Raw genomic sequence first — 16,840 nt, forward strand, 5'->3', positions numbered from 1 at the left:
AGAAGGATAGGGTTCTGGGCGGAAATATTGTTTGATTATGTTCTAACCAACAGTTTAAAGCGGTAATACAGGATTATGCATCGTTTAAGTACCACATCGGTAGGATTAAATCAATCAGAAGGTGTTATTTTTTTAGAACAAACTCCAGCTAGCTTTGTATTTATTACGGCTGCTGATACCGACATTCAAACCCTGGCTGCTACAGTCCCCCAATTACCTGCAACATTTCCTACCTTGAGAGTGGCGAATTTATTGCTGTTGCAGCAACAAATAAGCATTGATACTTACGCCGAACAAGTTTTAGAACTTGCCCAAGTCATCATTTTGCGCCTGATAGGAGGACGTTCCTATTGGGCTTACGGTTTAGAAATTGTGCAAGAAATTGTGCAACGTAACGGTATACACCTAATTGTAATGCCAGGGGACGATGCACTCGATCCTGAATTGTTTTCTCAGTCTACCTTGCCTGCGGCTACTGTTAACCAAATATGGCAGTATTTCAACGAAGGCGGCGTAGAAAACTTTGTTAACGCTCTCCAGTTTATCAGCGATAAATGTCTAGTAACTGCATATAACCCCGCACCACCGCAACGAGTTCCCCGTGTGGGGGTATATGTAGGGGACAGGTTACAGGTGACAGGTGACAGTGGTTTAGGGGAGCAGGGGAGTTTTTACCCCAATGCGCCATGTTCAATTCCCAAAGTTGGTATATTGTTTTACCGCGCCCACTATTTGGCAGGAAATACTAAAGTTATTGACGCGTTGTGTGCGGCTTTGGCGCAAAGAAACTTACAACCTTTGCCGGTGTTTGTTTCTTCTTTGCGTGACCCTGATGTGCAAACAGAGTTAATGGAGTTTTTTCAAGGTCAGAACTCGGAGCAAGTTGCAGTATTACTCAATACCACTAGCTTTTCCTTGGCACGATTAGATACAGAAACACCCCAGACTGAACTGTGGGAAAAATTAGATGTGCCTGTATTACAAGTTATCCTCAGTGGCGGATTTTTAGAGCAGTGGGAAGCTCTATCACAAGGACTTTCTCCCCGCGACATTGCGATGAATGTTGCTCTACCAGAAGTGGATGGCAGAATTATTAGTCGTGCTGTGTCCTTTAAGGCGGTACAAACACATCATCCTGACTTAGAAACAGATGTGGTAGTTTATGAACCAGTGAGCGATCGCATTGAGTTTGTCGCTGAACTGGCAGCGAATTGGGTTAAACTACGCGCCAAACCACCCCAAGAGCGCAAAATAGCCCTGATATTAGCTAATTACCCCAGCCGCGATGGACGTTTAGCTAATGGTGTCGGACTAGATACCCCAGCTAGTTGTATAGAAATCCTCAAAGCATTACAAGCAGAAGGGTATTTAGTAGAAAATTGCCCCACTAATAGCGATGAATTAATCGCACGTTTAACGGCTGGTGTCACCAACGATCCAGAAGGTAGAGACTGGCGGCCAGTACAGCAAAGTTTATCAACCACCCAGTATCAAGCATATTTCACCTCTTTACCAGCAGCAATACAGCATGGTATTGGGGAACGTTGGGGAAATTTTGAGCAGGGGAGCAGCAATTCCCTATTTCCCATTCCCGGTATTCAACTAGGTAACGTATTTGTAGGTATTCAACCATCACGGGGTTATGATCTTGACCCTAGTTTGAATTATCATGCACCGGATTTAGAGCCAACCCATAACTATTTAGCTTTTTATTATTGGGTGAGGGAATGTTTTGGAACTGATGCGATTGTCCACGTCGGGAAACATGGAAATTTGGAATGGCTTCCCGGTAAGAGTTTGGCGTTATCTAGCACTTGCTATCCAGAAGTAGCCTTTGGTGCAATGCCTCACTTATACCCATTTATTGTCAATGACCCCGGTGAAGGTTCTCAAGCCAAGCGTCGCGCCCAAGCGGTGATCATAGATCATCTTACGCCCCCGATGACTCGCGCAGAACTCTATGGTGCTTTGCAAAAGCTGGAAAATTTAATTGATGAGTATTATGAGGCGGAAAGTTTAGATCCTTCCCGCTTACCAGCCTTGCGCGATCGCATCCGAGAACTAGTCATCCAAGAAAATCTTTACAAAGACTTAGGCATTCAAGATGAGCAAGAAATTTTGAATTTTGAGTCTTTAATTTTAAATTCCTTAGATGGCTATCTATGCGAATTAAAAGAAGCACAAATTCGGGATGGTTTGCACATTTTTGGACAATGTCCTCAAGGTAGACAATTACGTGACTTAATTGTAGCGATCGCTCGCATTCCCAACCGCTATTCTCCAGGGATTACCAGAGCATTAGCCGATGATTGGGGTTTAGACCTCGACCCCCTCACAGCCGATTTCAGCAGTGAATTATCACTAAGCGACAAGCAAATTTTAGCCCAAAAAACTCAAAATCCCTGTCACACCGCAGGCGATGCCGTCACCACCCTAGAAGAACACGCCGCGCTATTGGTAGAAACAATTATTAGCGAGGGAGCAGGGGGCAGGGAGCAGGGAGCAGGGAGCAGGGGAGCAGGGGAGCAGGGGAGACATGAAAGAATTTTATCCCAGTCCCCAGTCCCCAGTCCCCAGTCCCCAGTTCCTAATTTCCTCGACTGGATTAACGCCAAACTCCTCCCCGCACTGCAACAAACCCAGATGGAAATCACCCATCTGTTGCGGGGGCTGGATGGGAAATACATCCCCAGCGCACCATCAGGCGCACCCACACGGGGAAGACCAGAAGTGTTACCCACAGGGAGGAATTTTTACTCAGTAGATATTCGCGCTATTCCTACAGAAACCGCTTGGGATGTGGGTAGAAAAGCAGCAGAAAACCTGATTGAATGCTACACCCAAGAACACGGCGAGTATCCCAAGACCCTAGGCTTATCTGTCTGGGGAACGGCAACAATGCGGACAGGGGGAGACGACATTGCTGAGGCGTTAGCGTTACTGGGTGTAAGACCCGTGTGGGATGGCGCAGCGCGGCGCGTCATCGATTTAGAAATTTTGCCGTTGAGCATTTTGGCAAGACCCCGTGTAGATGTCACCTTACGCATTTCAGGATTTTTCCGTGATGCTTTTCCTAATTTGATGGATTTATTTGAGCAAGCCGTCAACGCAGTCGCCGCCCTAGATGAACCACCAGACCAAAACCCCATAGCAGCGCAAGTTAGGCAAGATACTGATTTTTGGTTGCAACAAGGTTTAACTTCAGAAACGGCTTTAGCGCGATCGCTTTATCGTATCTTTGGTTCAAAACCAGGTGCTTACGGTGCTGGACTCCAAGGCTTAATGGAATCACAAAACTGGCAAGATGACCAAGATTTAGCCCAAGCTTATATTAACTGGAGTTGTTACGCCTATTCGTCAGGTGACAGGTTACAGGTTACAGGTGACAGAAGAGGGGGAGGTACAGGGGAAGCAGGTGTGCAGGGGTACAAGGGAGAATCTTCTCAGACCTCAGCACTCAGCACTCAGCACTCAGCACTCCCCAATCCCGAAGCCTTCACCCAGCGATTAGCCCAAATGCAAATCGTCCTGCAAAACCAAGACAACCGCGAACATGATTTGCTCGATTCTGATGATTACTATCAATTTCAGGGTGGTTTAACGGCGGCGGCGCGGTCTATTCAAGGTAAAAATCCTGAAACTTATTTTGGTGATAATTCCATTCCATCTCAACCACGCGTCCGCCAACTCAAATCAGAAATTGCACGGGTGTATCGTTCTCGTGTGGTGAATCCTAAATGGATTGAGGGTATGATGCGCCACGGCTATAAAGGTGCATTTGAAATGTCAGCAACCGTAGATTTTTTATTTGCCTATGATGCTACGGCCAGATGTGTGGAAAACTATATGTATCAGGGCGTAATGCAAGCTTATTTGCTTGATTCAGTGGTTTGTGACTTTATTCAAGAGAAAAATCCCCATGCTCTACGTGATATTGCGGAAAAATTATTAGAAGCACACAAGCGCGGTTTATGGCAGGATGTAAATATACAAACATTAGATACTTTACGCAACTTAGTACATCAAGCTGAAGCAGCTATTGAAGAAAAGTAAGTGGTGTAGGAAATATGGACAACATCGCGTATTTACATCTAGCTTTCGCCTACGAAGGTAGCGAAGCCAATGAGTTAGTTTCTTTTGACCCGTTATTAGATCAAGCTACCCTACCAGACTGGAAACGTCTCTCTAGTAAGGCTTGGAAGTATATGCTACCCCTTGCTCTCACACTATCAGTCCTCGGTAGCGTTAGTAGTGTTTGGGCATTAGAAAGAGGAGATCAAGGCCCCTCTGTCAGAAATCTCCAACAAAAACTGCAAAATGCAGGTTTTTATCAAGCACCCATTACTCAAGTCTATGATTTCCCTACAGAAGATGCTGTGCGGCGTTTCCAAGCAGCTGCCGGTTTACCTGTAGATGGTATTGTTGGGGTTAGCACTTTAGAAAAATTAGATAATTGGCGTGCAGTCACTGTGATTAGTCAACCGCCAACAGCTACTCTTGTCAGTAATCAAACAACACTGAGACAAACTAGCACGAACGCTACTACCAGTACAAAACCGAAACAAACTAGCACTACTAATACACAGCCCAGACAAACTAGCACTGCTAATACACAAACGCGTACCAACGCTACTACCAGCACACAACCCAGACAAACGGTAGCGGCTAATTCAGTTGACAAGAAGCGTCAAAGCCCTGACTATCTAGCTAAAGGCGATGAAGGTGAACAGGTGAGAGTTTTGCAAGAACGCTTGCGAGTGGCAGGGTTTTATTACGGTAACGCCACCGGAATCTTTGGGCCGATTACTGAAGAATCTGTAAAAAGGTTTCAAACTGCTTATAAATTGGATAGTGACGGCATTGTTGGCCCTGCAACAATGGCAAAATTACCCCCATTGGGTATAGGTGGAAGAACTTCTCAGCCTCAGCAAGCAGCTAATAAAGATCAACTCCGTCTAGGCGATCGCGGCGAAGCTGTGCGAGTGCTACAAGAACAATTAATCAAAGCGGGGTATTTACAAGGACAACCCAACGGCTATTTTGGCTCTTACACAGCAGATGCAGTCAAAAGATTTCAAGCCGGTAATTATTTAGCCGTCAGTGGAATTGCTGGGCCTACTACTAGGGCTAAATTACATAGCTTAGTTAGTAAAACACCCAAAAGCGATTTTAATGTTTTAGAGATCCAAAGACGACTGCAAGCAAGAGGATTTTATAAAGGGCAATTAAATGGCTTAATGGCAGAAGATACCAAAAAAGCCATCAAGCAAGCACAGGAATTTTACGGTATCAGCCTGACTGATATTAGAAGCGGAAGCTTTTAGCCCCCGCTTCAGCATTTGCTCAGTGTAATTCAGTAACAGGTAATTTACCTCCCAATAGCAGCAACCATTCCAAATAAGCGAAAAGCCTATGCTATAAGCTTTCTGACTTTTGACTTCATGATGAGACTAGTATGGCGTGGCGGAAATAAAGATATCATTTTCAATTGTTCAAAGCCTGAAAATACAGGTACTTTTGACTTTTGACTTTGACCTTTTGACTTCCGCGTAGCGATACTTGGGGTTAAAGTGGCATCAACGCCCGTTGGCATTTAGGACATACTGCATGGATTGTCATTTGACAGTCAAGTAGATGGAAACCTTCTTTTTGAGCAGTTTTAGCCCCAATTTTTAAAATCGAGTCATTTTTGAACTCAATGGTTGAGTTGCAACGCACACAAATCAAGTGATGATGGTGATGGGGATAAGGTTGGTTGATTTCGTAGTGCTTATGCCCTTCTCCGAGTTCAAGTTCCCTTAATATCCCCATCCGTGCCATCAATTTCAACGTCCGGTAGATAGTTGAAAGGCTAATTCCTTCACCTTCACCTTCTAAGCGGTGATATAAATCTTCAGCACTCAAATGTTCGCCTTGAGGCAGTTCTTGAAAAATGTGTAATATAGTTTCTCTTTGGGGAGTTAAACGCCAACCACGTTCGTTTAATTCAGCCTTGAGTGAAGTATTTGTGTAGACAGTCATACTAATTTTTCTCAACAAAGCTTATTAATTGAGAATATAGCAAATATTTGTAGTTATTGGCAACAACTATTGCTTATTGCGAATATTTATTAAATTTTAAAAATAATTGATGAGCTGGGGAGGATGGATCTAATAATTTGCGATCCCTACTTTTATGATGTCTGCCAAAATGGCTTATGAGATAATACTATCACTAATTGCCAAAATTTCTTATAAAGAATAGATGTCTGGAGTGGTAGGGATCAAACAATTGGTAAGCAAATAAATAGTCCAGAGTCAACAATCTATAGTTGAGATTTTGTTTACTATTAACCATTAACTATTGACTGTTGACTATTGACTATTTCAACTAGCTCAACGACTCTAAATAGTCGCGGATGAGGTTGCGACGCTTGGGTTGGCGCAGCTTCTGTAAAGCCTTTGATTCAATTTGGCGAACTCGTTCCCGTGATAAATCAAGAGCGCGGCCAATTTCTGCCAATGAGTAGGGATGACCATCAGCCAAACCAAACCGCATCAGAATCACATCCCGTTCACGGGTGGTTAAATCTGCTAACAAATTTTGCAAGTCTCTTTGTAAAGATTCTCGCATTAACATTTCTTCAGGGGTAACACCGTCGGTTTCTAATAATTCGCCTAACTCGGTATCTTTATCTTTACCGACTTTAGTTTCTAAAGAAACAGAACGAGGTACTCTCAACAAAACTTCCCGCACTTGAGTCGGTGTCATTTCTAACTCAATTGCTAGGTCTTCTAAAGTAGGAGTGCGACCTTTTTCTTGAGCAATTTTGCGTTGAGCTTTTTTAATTTTGTTAAGTTTTTCTGTGATATGGACAGGAAGGCGAATCGTGCGGCTAGAAGTTGCGATCGCTCTCGTAATTCCCTGACGAATCCACCAGTAAGCATAGGTACTAAAACGGTATCCCTTGGTAGGATCAAATTTTTCTACAGCCCTTTCTAAACCAAGAGTTCCTTCTTGAACTAAATCCAATAATTCCAAACCGCGATTTTGATACTTCTTAGCAACGGACACAACCAAGCGCAAATTCGCCTTGATCATGTGTTCTTTTGCGTGTAAACCGTTGGATTGAACTTTCTCTAATTCTTCTACAGTCAATTTGGCAATTTCTGCCCAACGACGCTTACCTTCTGACAAAATCGGCTTAAGGTCAGATAACTGAACACCAGCCGTACTAGCCCACCGTTCCAAAGAAGGGCGATGTCCTAACTCTGATGCTAAACGTTCCTGAACTTCAATTAAGTTGAGATAAGGGGTAGCTACTGCATCTCCTTGTTTAGCTGCATTGGCTAGCACTATCCGCAATCTTAGATAACGCTGGACTTTTTGGGCTTCGGAAACCTCTTCATCGCGTCCTAACAACCGAACTCGGCCTATTTCCTGAAGATATAGACGTACTAAGTCTGTACTGCGACGGTTGCCATTAGCGGCAAAGTTATTGGGATCAGCCGCAGCGATTTCCAACTCTTGGAGATCATCCACCGAAAATTCACCGTCATCAGCAGTAAGATCAGGGTCTAAAACCTGGCGGGATTTTTGGGTATTGTAGGCGGCATCTGCATAAAAAGAAGTTGCTGGCATAAAATCGTCTCTATGGCTCCAGGTAACAATAGATTGCGGTCAGCTATTTAACTGTTGCTATTATTCCCGTGATTTTAGATGAACTAACACGGTTGAGAATTCCAGTAATGTTTTTTTGCAAAACAATTTACTGGTTCTGTGTCAAGCATTAAAACCGAACTAGGCTCGGCTGCCGAACTTTTGATTGAACCAATAGCTATTTAAGTACACAATTAGGATTTAAATTCCGAACTACCGAGTCAGCATTTCAAAATTGATAGATATTAATTGCTACTTTGGTATTTTGTATAAACATATTTCAGTGGAAATCATGTTCCTCATCGGTATAGTCACATCTACATGGATATGAAACTGATTTCCTGACGATTTTCTAATTTTTTCTAGGGATTTTTGGGAATAATTCGAGGTATATAGATGATCATAGGTGGTTGGGTGGTCTGTTACAAGTGATACTTTCAACTATTAAATTGTTCACAATTAGCACTTTTTCATCAACACTTCACACTTAGTTAGCATTCGCTCAACCTGTCTTCATATTTCCGACTAGGGATATAGGAGTCTAAGGGTATAGAGATATAAAAAAATACAAATGTACGGGTATGCGGGTATAGGTGTGTGGCTTATATTTGATCTGTCAACCTGTCACCTGTCACCTATCACCTATCACCTATCACCTGTCACCTATTCACTGGTACTCTGGTTTGATATCTCTTAGCATAAGTTCATCAAGGGCTTGTTTAGGAGTGACTTCACCTTGTAATAATCGATAAACTTGCTCGGTAATCGGGATAACTATATTTTTTTGCCTCGCCAGTTGTACTAATACCTGACAAGTATTGACCCCTTCGGCAGTTCCTGGTAACTTAGCCAGAATTTCTACAAGCGACTTACCAGCAGCTAGCTGATAGCCAACTTGGTAATTACGACTTAAAGGACTATTACAGGTAGCTAACAAATCTCCTAGACCCGATAAACCATAAAAGGTTTCCGTTTTCGCACGCCAGCAGTTGCCAATGCGAACCATCTCTGTGAGTCCGCGAGTTACTAAAGCGGCTTTGGCATTAGTACCTAAATGTAACCCATCACACACACCTGCTGCGATCGCCATCACGTTCTTGAGTGTCCCACCTAGTTCGACTCCCACCGGATCAGGATTTGTATAGACTCGAAACCGAGAGGAAGAAAATACTAGTTGCACCGTTTCGGCGGCTGTAGATTCATGACTGGCTACCACTGTGGCGGCTGGTAATGACTGTTCAATTTCTTTAGATAAATTTGGACCTGACAGCACAACTACTGCATTGTCGGGAAATGTTGATTGCCAAATTTGTGACGGCGTACAGATAGTTTGTGGTTCTAGTCCTTTTGTTGCTGTCACAAATATAGTTTCTGATGAAGGGGTGAAAGAATGTACTTGAGATGCAACTTCTCTCACCCCTTTCATGGAGATAGCAGATAGAACTATTTGAGCATCTTGTACAACATCTGCCAATGTTGTAGATCCTTGGCGTGACCACACACGCACCCTATGACCATTCTCTGCTGCTAGCTTTGCCAAAGCTGCACCCCAAGCACCTGCACCCAAAATTGCTACTGTATTTCCTTGCACCACTCAAAAATTCAAAATTCAAATTAAAACTACTCACTACTCAGCACTCACCACTCACCACTCTCTTTCGTGGGTAAAGTTTCATGAGTTCTCGCACTTGTTCAGCATGGTAAGAACTTCTAGTTAAAGGTGAGGAAACCACTTGTAAATATCCTAACTCTTCACCGTAAGCTTGCCATGCAGCAAATTGTTCTGGAGTAATAAAACCTTGTACTTGTAAGTGTTTTTGACTAGGTTGGAGATATTGCCCGATGGTCAAGATATCACAATCTACAGAGCGTAGGTCTTGCATAACTTGCCGAATTTCGGCATCGGTTTCACCAAGCCCAACCATAATCCCGGACTTAGTGTACACCCAAGGGGCTATTTGGCGGCTTAGTTTGAGTAATTCTATACTGCGATCGTAGTTCCCTTGGGGTCGCACCCGTCGATATAAACTTGGTACTGTTTCGGTATTGTGGTTTAATACCTCTGGTGCAGCTTGCAGAATTATATTTAAAGCATCCCAGTTACCACATAAATCAGGAATCAGTACCTCTATTGTGGTGTGTGGTGAAACCGTCCGCACTGCTTCAATGCACCGCACAAATTGAGTAGCACCACCATCTGCTAAGTCATCTCTGTTAACAGAGGTAATTACTACATGATTAAGTTTCATCCGGCGTACAGCTTCTGCTAACCGTGATGGTTCTGTGGGGTCTAAAGCTTTGGGTTTTTTGTCAAAGTCAATATCACAGTAAGGACAAGCACGAGTGCAAGCTGGCCCCATAATCAAAAATGTAGCTGTACCTGCTTGGAAGCATTCCCCAATATTTGGACAGGACGCTTCTTCGCAAACTGTGTTCAGTGCTAAATCGCGTAAAATCTCTTTAACATTACCAACGCGCTCCCATTGAGGTGCTTTAACTCGTAACCAGTCTGGTTTAACAGTCACAATCCACTCTTACCACTGAAGGTTGTACAAATCTAATCCTAGCAAGCAAATCCTTCGCTGAATTAATCAGCTTTCAGAGCTAAGAACTTGGGTTAATCAAATTTTTAGCATGGCTCATAATTTGTGCTATGTTTAGGCATATGTGTAAATTCACGGGATGTGGCGCAGCTTGGTAGCGCACTTCGTTCGGGACGAAGGGGCCGCTGGTTCGAATCCAGTCATCCCGATTGTACTTGTAGAGTGACAAACTATTTGTCCGTAGTGACATAATCATTTGTCAAAAAAACTAAAGGTAAAAATTCCTGCTGATATTAAAAATAAAAAAGTAGATGGACGTTTTAGTTTTAATCGCTAATAACAATTGAGAAAAGTGATCGCCAACGGCGACACATCCTCATTTCTCCAACTTAGCATCCCAAAGTAAGCTACAATTCAAGCAGAACAAGCATTTCACGCTCACTAAAACCCAATGCTGGAGAATCTGCAAACCCAACTTTACCAACTAGAACAATTTGCCAATACCCTTGTTGCTAATCAACTGACACACCTGAGTTTGCTGAGTATTGGTATTATCTTTGCCGCAGGTTTGCTAACTAGCCTCACACCCTGTATGCTGTCTATGCTGCCAATTACGATAGGCTATATTGGTGGCTATGAAACAAAAAGCCGTCTCCAAGCAGCAGCCCAATCAACTTGGTTCGCTTTGGGATTGGCTACTACCCTAGCAGGCTTAGGCATTATAGCCGCTTTGGTGGGCAAGGTTTACGGTCAGATAGGTATTGGTTTGCCGATTATTGTTAGCATTATCGCCATTCTCATGGGGCTGAACTTACTAGAAGCATTACCTCTGCAATTACCTTCTTTTGGTGATACCAATTGGATTTCCCAAGATTTACCTCCTGGGGTGCGTTCCTATGGGGTTGGGTTGACTTTTGGCTTAGTTGCATCCCCTTGTAGTACACCTGTTTTAGCTAGTCTATTGGGTTGGGTAGCGAATACACAGGACTTAATTTTGGGTGCTGTGTTGTTAATTTCTTACACAGCCGGATATGTCGCACCATTGATTTTAGCAGGTACTTTTACTGCTTCAATTAAAAAATTACTAGAGTTGCGTCGCTGGTCTGGTTGGATTAACCCCGTTAGCGGTGCGCTTTTAGTCGGATTTGGCGTATTTTCTCTAATTTCTAGGATTCCCCTTGGCAGTTTGTAAGCAATGACTATAGATAATTCAACGTCTACAGCATCCCCTTGGTGGTCAGTACCAGGGAAATACTTGCGGCGAGAGTTTTTACCTGTATTGACAGATTTACGATTGGCGATCGCACTATTATTAATCATCGCCCTGTTCAGTATAAGTGGAACTGTCATCGAGCAAGGTCAATCACCAGCATTCTATCAAGCAAACTACCCAGAACACCCAGCTTTATTTGGTTTTCTGACTTGGAAGGTCATTCAGGTAGTAGGTTTGGATCATGTGTATCGGACTTGGTGGTTTTTAAGTTTACTAGTCTTATTTGGAACTAGTCTGACTGCTTGCACATTCACCCGTCAGTTACCAACCTTAAAAACTGCTCAACGCTGGAAATATTACGAAGAACCACGACAATTTCAAAAACTTGCTTTAAGTGCAGAACTAGATACTGGTTCTGTGAAATCTTTAACTCCCTTATTACAAAATCGTCGTTATAAAATCTTTCAAGAAAAAGATGGTATTCTCTACGCCCGTAAAGGTCTAGTCGGACGTATTGGCCCGATTATCGTACATATTGGCATCGTCATGATTCTTCTAGGGGGAATCTGGGGGGCGATGACGGGATTTATGGCTCAAGAAATGATTGCTAGTGGTGATACATTTCAAGTCAATAATATTATCGATGCTGGGCCTTTAGCCGCACCAGTTCCCAAAGATTGGTCTGTACGCGTCAATCGATTTTGGATTGATTACACTCCCACCGGTGGGATTGACCAATTTTATTCCGATATGTCAGTTTTGAATAATCAGGGACAGGAAGTTGACCACAAAAAGATTTTTGTTAACCAACCTCTGCGTTATCATGGCATAACTTTTTACCAAACAGATTGGGGTATTTCGGCTGTTCGCGTCCGCATCAACAAAAGCCCCATCTTTCAGTTACCAATGGGACTATTAAATACTAAAGTTCCCGGTCGCATTTGGGGAACTTGGATTCCGACGAAGCCAGATATGAGTGAGGGTGTGTCTCTATTAGCAAAAGACTTGCAGGGGATGGTGTTAATTTACGATTCCCAAGGGAAGTTAGTTGATACTGTCCGCGCTGGAATGTCTACCCAAGTCAACGGTGTCACTCTGAAAGTTTTAGATGTAGTGGGTAGTACAGGGTTGCAAATTAAAGCCGACCCAGGTATACCCATTGTTTATACTGGTTTTGCTATTTTGATGTTGGGTACAGTGATGAGTTATTTTTCTCACTCCCAAATTTGGGCATTAGAAACAGGCGATCGCTTGTATATTGGTGGTAAAACTAATCGCGCTCAAGTAGCTTTTGAACGGGAAGTTTTAGAAATTTTAGATAGTGTGAGTTCTGATTCCCAACTAGTAGGTCATCAAATTTGAATTGAGAGATAAGCAGGTTTGTAGTAAGGACTTTAGTCCTGATTTTTCTAAGGACTAAAGTCCTTACTACAAACCCTCAAAGCTAACTTGATAGACCACTAGTTCCAGCCACCAAATAAATCTTGATTAAACTTGAGAACCCCAGTTTTTTGGAAAATCCGGGGTTCTAGGTTGATTGAATTATTTTTGATGACGCACTTCTACAACAGTATGAACATTACCACGGGGAGTAAAATCAGCTTTCACCGTCACTTCTAAGGGGTCACAAGCTGCGACAAAATCATCAAGAATTTGATTAGCAGATTCTTCATGGGAAATGTAGCGATCGCGATAACTATTAATATAAAGCTTCAGTGCCTTTAACTCCACCACGCGCTCATCAGGAACGTAGGTAATATGAATGGTAGCAAAATCAGGATAGCCGGAGAACGGACACTTACAAGTAAACTCCGGCAAACTAATATTAACGTCATAGCGTCTACCCACACGCGGGTTAGGAAATGTAATTAGCTGTCCTTCCGCAATAATACGTTCGCCATACTTCAACTCTTGGCTAGACTGAGATACATTTTCTGGTGATAAATTACTCATAAGTTACTAAGGTGGCTATGTTAGCAATATGGAGAACCCAATAATTACTAACTTAACACTCACCACTCACTTACTCAGCATCGGCTAAACGCCGCGCTACCGCTAACAGCACTCACTACCCATTCCAGTCTGGACAACTCCCATCATCCCAGCCGTGGGGGTGCATCCCACAAACCAACAAATTACCCCCATACACATGACCGTGGTAATGCTGACAACCGACACAAGCAGGGTTTTGTTCAACTGAAGGTTCAACGGAATAAGGAAAACCGGGATCAGCATCAACTACAAGGTCTTCCAATTCCCAATAAGCATCAAAAATTGGTTCAGCTATATCCTGTAAATACTGATCCACTTCAGTAGCAATCGAGTTTTGTACTTGTTCGGAAATCTCTTCTGTTAGCTCAAAGAAAGTATCTACCATTTCACTCATTCCTAGGAAGAAGCGTTCTACTTCATCAGCCACGGTTTCCACGATTTCGATCAAATCTTTTTGCCACTGTTCCATAAATGTTACGCCCTTAATTCCTTTCAACAGGACGCTTAGTGCTACTTGGCTGGAAGCACTAGAGTACACCCTAGGTAATCTATATTATAGATTCTTATGGAAACGACATTCCACCAAAGTTTTATGGTACTAGCTGCAAAAGAGTGCTGAGTAATGAGTAATGAGTAATGAGTAGAAAGTAGTGAGTAGAAAGGGATAAACATTACTTAGGTTAAGAATATTCCTGCAACAGAAGTTACGACACTTATCAAGTGTCAAAGCGTTGAGTATTCTTCTTTTTACTCAGCACTCATTACCCATTACCCATTACCCATTACCCATTACTCATTACTCACTAGTGCCTTACTCGTTTTGCAACTTCTTTAACTCTTCTTGCAGGTTTAGCACTTGTTGGCGTAATTGATCTACGTTTTCAGTCGATTCCTTTTTCACCGTGGGTTCTTCGTCTTCCTCTAAAATTTCGATGCGACGAGGTTCAGAAGGTGGTGATTTTTCGGAAGTGTCAGCAGGTGGTTGCGGCTGTTGAGCTTGTCTCATCATGTCTTCCACAAAGCGGCGGGCTTCCTCTGTGTTCATTTCGCCCTTCGCTACCATCTCATCTGCCAGCTTTTGGACTTGCGATCGCAGTTCAGATAACTTGCCTCCGGCTTTCTCACCAGCGTAAGAAGCCAAACCGACACCAAGGTAAAAAGCTTTTTGAACTAAATCTCCAAAACCAGGCATTGCTGCTGATCGCTCCTACAAAATAGGGCGACCCGGAGACTACGCCTACTACAAGCATCCTGTGTTGCTGCTACCTTCCGGTCCTGACAAAATTTAGGCGTTGCAGTCGCATAGATCCAGGTCTAAACAATAGTATAACATCAATATTTAGTAAGTGAGTATTATTCCGCTACGATTTTCCATTCGTATAGTTTGTAGTTAACGCAGCCGTTCTTTACCAAGGGGTCGAGTGCCACGATCGCCTCAGCTTCTTTCATAGAAGCTGCTTCAAACAGTAACATTCCACCGCCAAAATTTGCCCAGTAGCCTGTTTTGGCTTTGTGTCCTTGAGCAATTAACTCTTGAACGTAGGCTCTATGGGCGGGTACGTATTGGTCAAAAATAGTTTTATCAACTTTGCCTTCCTCTATTTTGACAAACATGGGCATTTTGCTGTAGACCTCTTGAAATTTTATGTTCTAATATTCTTAAAGATTATCTGTTTTTTGAATGTTTGATGCTTCTAAGAGCCAGTTTTTCATTGCCTTGTTACCACCTCAAGACATTCAAGCTTACGCCAACGAAATCAAGCAACACTTTGCTGATCACTATGCTAGTCAGCACGCGCAAAAGTCGCCGCCACACATTACACTGCAACCCCCTTTTGAATGGCTAGATGGCAAGGTATCACGTCTAGAAGCTTCGCTGAGAGAATTTACAAGCCAGCAGGAATCATTATCCATAACATTAAGTGGGTTTGCGGCCTTTCCGCCCCGCGTCATATATATAGATGTGGTGAGAAGTCCAGAATTGTTGTCATTACAAGTCCAGTTAATGACACACATGGAAGCCAACTTAGAAATTATTGATGAAGTAGGTAAAAAGCGTCCTTTCGCGCCTCACATGACAGTTGCGTTTCGGGACTTAACAAGACAAAACTTTCATGCTGCTTGGACAGAGTTTGCAAATCGTCAGTTGTACTTTGAGTTTCTTGTAGACAAGTTAACGTTACTGATTCACGACGGTAGACGCTGGAATATTCACTCAGAGTTTGCTTTTTTGTCTGGTAGCAGCTAATCAATATTTGTTACGGAGCAATTGCGTATAAACGGAAATAATATTTTATTAGTAATTGAATAATTACTAATCAAAATAAACACATAAATTATGAGTATCACGGAGAGTCTCAGGAAAGGCTCACAAGGTTCACAAGTCAAGCAAATACAAGAAATATTAACTAAACTCAAATTAGATCCAGGTAGAATAGATGGTATTTTTGGTGACAAGACTGAAGCATCCATTAAGCAATTTCAACAACAGCGAGGTCTTCAACCTGATGGGGTAGTGGGAACAGACACTCAGAATGCTATTAATAAGTTAATTCAAAAATTAGCAGAGTTAGAAAAAAGCTGGTATGGGGGTAAGTCGGGGAAATTACCACTTCCAGGAGTAGCTATCATTAAAGAATTTGAAGGCTGTAAATTACAAGTCTATCCAGATCCTCGGACTAAGGGTAAACCATATACTATTGGCTGGGGTGCTACTCGCAAAAAAGATGGTAGTGAGTGGAAACTGGGTGAAAAAATCACGCAGCAAGAAGCTGACGAACTATTGATTTTGCAGTTAGAACGTGATTATCTCCCACCTCTAGAGAAAATACCTGGATGGCAAGATTTGAACGCATACCAAAAGGGAGCTATATTAAGTTTTGCCTACAATTTGGGAGCTAACTTCTTTGGTGCTAAGAATTTTGAGACTATCACAAGAGTCTTACAAAATCAGCTATGGGATGGGATAGAAACGACATTAGCTTTGTATAGAAACCCTGGTAGTCAAGTTGAGGAAGGGTTAAAGCGGCGACGACTAGCAGAAGCTAAATTGTTTCTTCAGCCAGAGATTGACATTGCTTAATTTTCAGTTGATAAAGAGTGCTGAATCTGGTAAATAATGACAGCATAATCGACTTTAGAGACAGAAAATGTACTAAGGTAGAGTGCGATCGCGTAGCGTGCCGGAGGCAATAATCGTTCACCTCTGCGACCTAAGAAACAGGTAGTAGGGAACAGAGAACAGAGAACAGGAAATATTCTGTCACCTGTCACCTGTCACCTGTCACCTGTCACCTGTCACCTGTCACCTGTCACCTGTCACCTGTCACCTGTCACCTGTCACCTGTCACCTGTCACCTGTCACCTGTCACCTGTCACCTGTCACCTGTCACCTGTCACCTGTCACCTGTCACCTGTCACCTGTCACCTGTCACCTGTCACCTGTCACCTGTC

At 42.9% G+C, this 16,840-nt stretch carries 15 protein-coding genes, 1 tRNA gene and 1 other RNA gene; 7 read left to right on the forward strand and 10 right to left on the reverse strand.

The features are described from left to right. Positions 1-75 precede the first annotated feature (75 nt). Together cobN and ACM0OR_RS12850 are read left to right on the forward strand one after the other, a co-directional pair. On the forward strand, positions 76-4,053 hold the full coding sequence (gene cobN / locus ACM0OR_RS12845) for a cobaltochelatase subunit CobN (protein WP_414576532.1): 3,978 nt from the start codon (positions 76-78) through the stop codon (positions 4,051-4,053). A gap of 14 nt (positions 4,054-4,067) precedes the next feature. Beyond that, entirely contained in the window at positions 4,068-5,324 is a 1,257-nt protein-coding gene (locus ACM0OR_RS12850) for a peptidoglycan-binding protein (RefSeq protein WP_414576533.1), read from the forward strand. A 241-nt stretch (positions 5,325-5,565) separates the two neighbouring features. On the opposite strand, the gene ACM0OR_RS12855 is transcribed toward ACM0OR_RS12850, so the two are convergent. The 4 genes from ACM0OR_RS12855 to lipA all read right to left on the reverse strand — a co-directional run bounded on the left by ACM0OR_RS12855 (position 5,566) and on the right by lipA (position 10,164). After that, the gene (locus tag ACM0OR_RS12855) at positions 5,566-6,021 is read right to left on the reverse strand and encodes a Fur family transcriptional regulator (protein ID WP_190703469.1); all 456 of its coding nucleotides are present in this window, start codon (positions 6,019-6,021) and stop codon (positions 5,566-5,568) included. A gap of 349 nt (positions 6,022-6,370) precedes the next feature. Further along, on the reverse strand, positions 6,371-7,621 hold the full coding sequence (sigC, locus tag ACM0OR_RS12860) for an RNA polymerase sigma factor SigC (protein WP_323266308.1): 1,251 nt from the start codon (positions 7,619-7,621) through the stop codon (positions 6,371-6,373). A gap of 685 nt (positions 7,622-8,306) precedes the next feature. Further along, positions 8,307-9,230, reverse strand: coding sequence for an NAD(P)H-dependent glycerol-3-phosphate dehydrogenase (locus ACM0OR_RS12865; protein WP_414576536.1), 924 nt, complete (start codon positions 9,228-9,230; stop codon positions 8,307-8,309). Between the two features lie 40 nt (positions 9,231-9,270). Then, a complete protein-coding gene (lipA, locus tag ACM0OR_RS12870; protein WP_414576538.1) occupies positions 9,271-10,164 on the reverse strand; it encodes a lipoyl synthase in 894 nt (297 codons plus the stop codon). A gap of 153 nt (positions 10,165-10,317) precedes the next feature. On the opposite strand from lipA, the gene ACM0OR_RS12875 reads away from it, so the two are divergent. From ACM0OR_RS12875 to ACM0OR_RS12885, 3 genes are all read left to right on the forward strand, one after another. Next, positions 10,318-10,391 (forward strand) — tRNA-Pro (locus ACM0OR_RS12875). A gap of 242 nt (positions 10,392-10,633) precedes the next feature. Continuing rightward, positions 10,634-11,374 (forward strand): cytochrome c biogenesis protein CcdA, encoded by a 741-nt coding sequence (locus tag ACM0OR_RS12880; RefSeq protein ID WP_323266339.1) that lies wholly within the window; start codon positions 10,634-10,636, stop codon positions 11,372-11,374. Positions 11,375-11,377: 3 nt separating this feature from the next. Further along, complete coding sequence (locus ACM0OR_RS12885) at positions 11,378-12,757, forward strand: cytochrome c biogenesis protein (protein WP_414576539.1); 1,380 nt, start codon at positions 11,378-11,380, stop codon at positions 12,755-12,757. A gap of 180 nt (positions 12,758-12,937) precedes the next feature. Here the strand turns inward: ACM0OR_RS12885 and queF are convergent, their stop codons facing one another. From queF to ACM0OR_RS12910, 5 genes are all read right to left on the reverse strand, one after another. Next, positions 12,938-13,348 carry a preQ(1) synthase gene (gene queF, locus ACM0OR_RS12890; protein ID WP_414576541.1) on the reverse strand — a complete coding sequence of 137 codons (411 nt, stop codon included), beginning with the start codon at positions 13,346-13,348 and terminating at the stop codon, positions 12,938-12,940. 115 nt (positions 13,349-13,463) lie between these two features. Further along, positions 13,464-13,856 carry a hypothetical protein gene (locus tag ACM0OR_RS12895; RefSeq protein ID WP_190706860.1) on the reverse strand — a complete coding sequence of 131 codons (393 nt, stop codon included), beginning with the start codon at positions 13,854-13,856 and terminating at the stop codon, positions 13,464-13,466. 342 nt (positions 13,857-14,198) lie between these two features. After that, entirely contained in the window at positions 14,199-14,579 is a 381-nt protein-coding gene (locus tag ACM0OR_RS12900) for a phasin family protein (RefSeq protein ID WP_190706857.1), read from the reverse strand. Positions 14,580-14,605: 26 nt separating this feature from the next. Further along, an RNA gene (gene ffs / locus ACM0OR_RS12905) (signal recognition particle sRNA small type) lies at positions 14,606-14,702 on the reverse strand. A gap of 38 nt (positions 14,703-14,740) precedes the next feature. Continuing rightward, a complete protein-coding gene (locus ACM0OR_RS12910; protein WP_190706853.1) occupies positions 14,741-15,007 on the reverse strand; it encodes a YciI family protein in 267 nt (88 codons plus the stop codon). A gap of 61 nt (positions 15,008-15,068) precedes the next feature. Here ACM0OR_RS12910 and ACM0OR_RS12915 point away from each other — a divergent pair, with 61 nt between their 5' ends. Both ACM0OR_RS12915 and ACM0OR_RS12920 read left to right on the forward strand, forming a co-directional pair. Next, positions 15,069-15,635: a 2'-5' RNA ligase family protein gene (locus ACM0OR_RS12915; RefSeq protein WP_414576544.1), complete on the forward strand. Its 567-nt coding sequence runs from the start codon at positions 15,069-15,071 to the stop codon at positions 15,633-15,635. Positions 15,636-15,725: 90 nt separating this feature from the next. Then, positions 15,726-16,469, forward strand: coding sequence for a glycoside hydrolase family protein (locus ACM0OR_RS12920; RefSeq protein WP_414576546.1), 744 nt, complete (start codon positions 15,726-15,728; stop codon positions 16,467-16,469). On the opposite strand, the gene ACM0OR_RS12925 is transcribed toward ACM0OR_RS12920, so the two are convergent. Then, a complete protein-coding gene (locus ACM0OR_RS12925; RefSeq protein WP_414576547.1) occupies positions 16,466-16,660 on the reverse strand; it encodes a hypothetical protein in 195 nt (64 codons plus the stop codon). The two genes, ACM0OR_RS12920 and ACM0OR_RS12925, sit on opposite strands and share 4 nt — an antisense overlap. Positions 16,661-16,840 lie beyond the last annotated feature (180 nt).

The sequence above is a fragment of the Anabaena sp. CCY 9402-a genome (genome assembly GCF_963920945.1).
GTDB lineage: Bacteria > Cyanobacteriota > Cyanobacteriia > Cyanobacteriales > Nostocaceae > Trichormus > Trichormus minutissimus.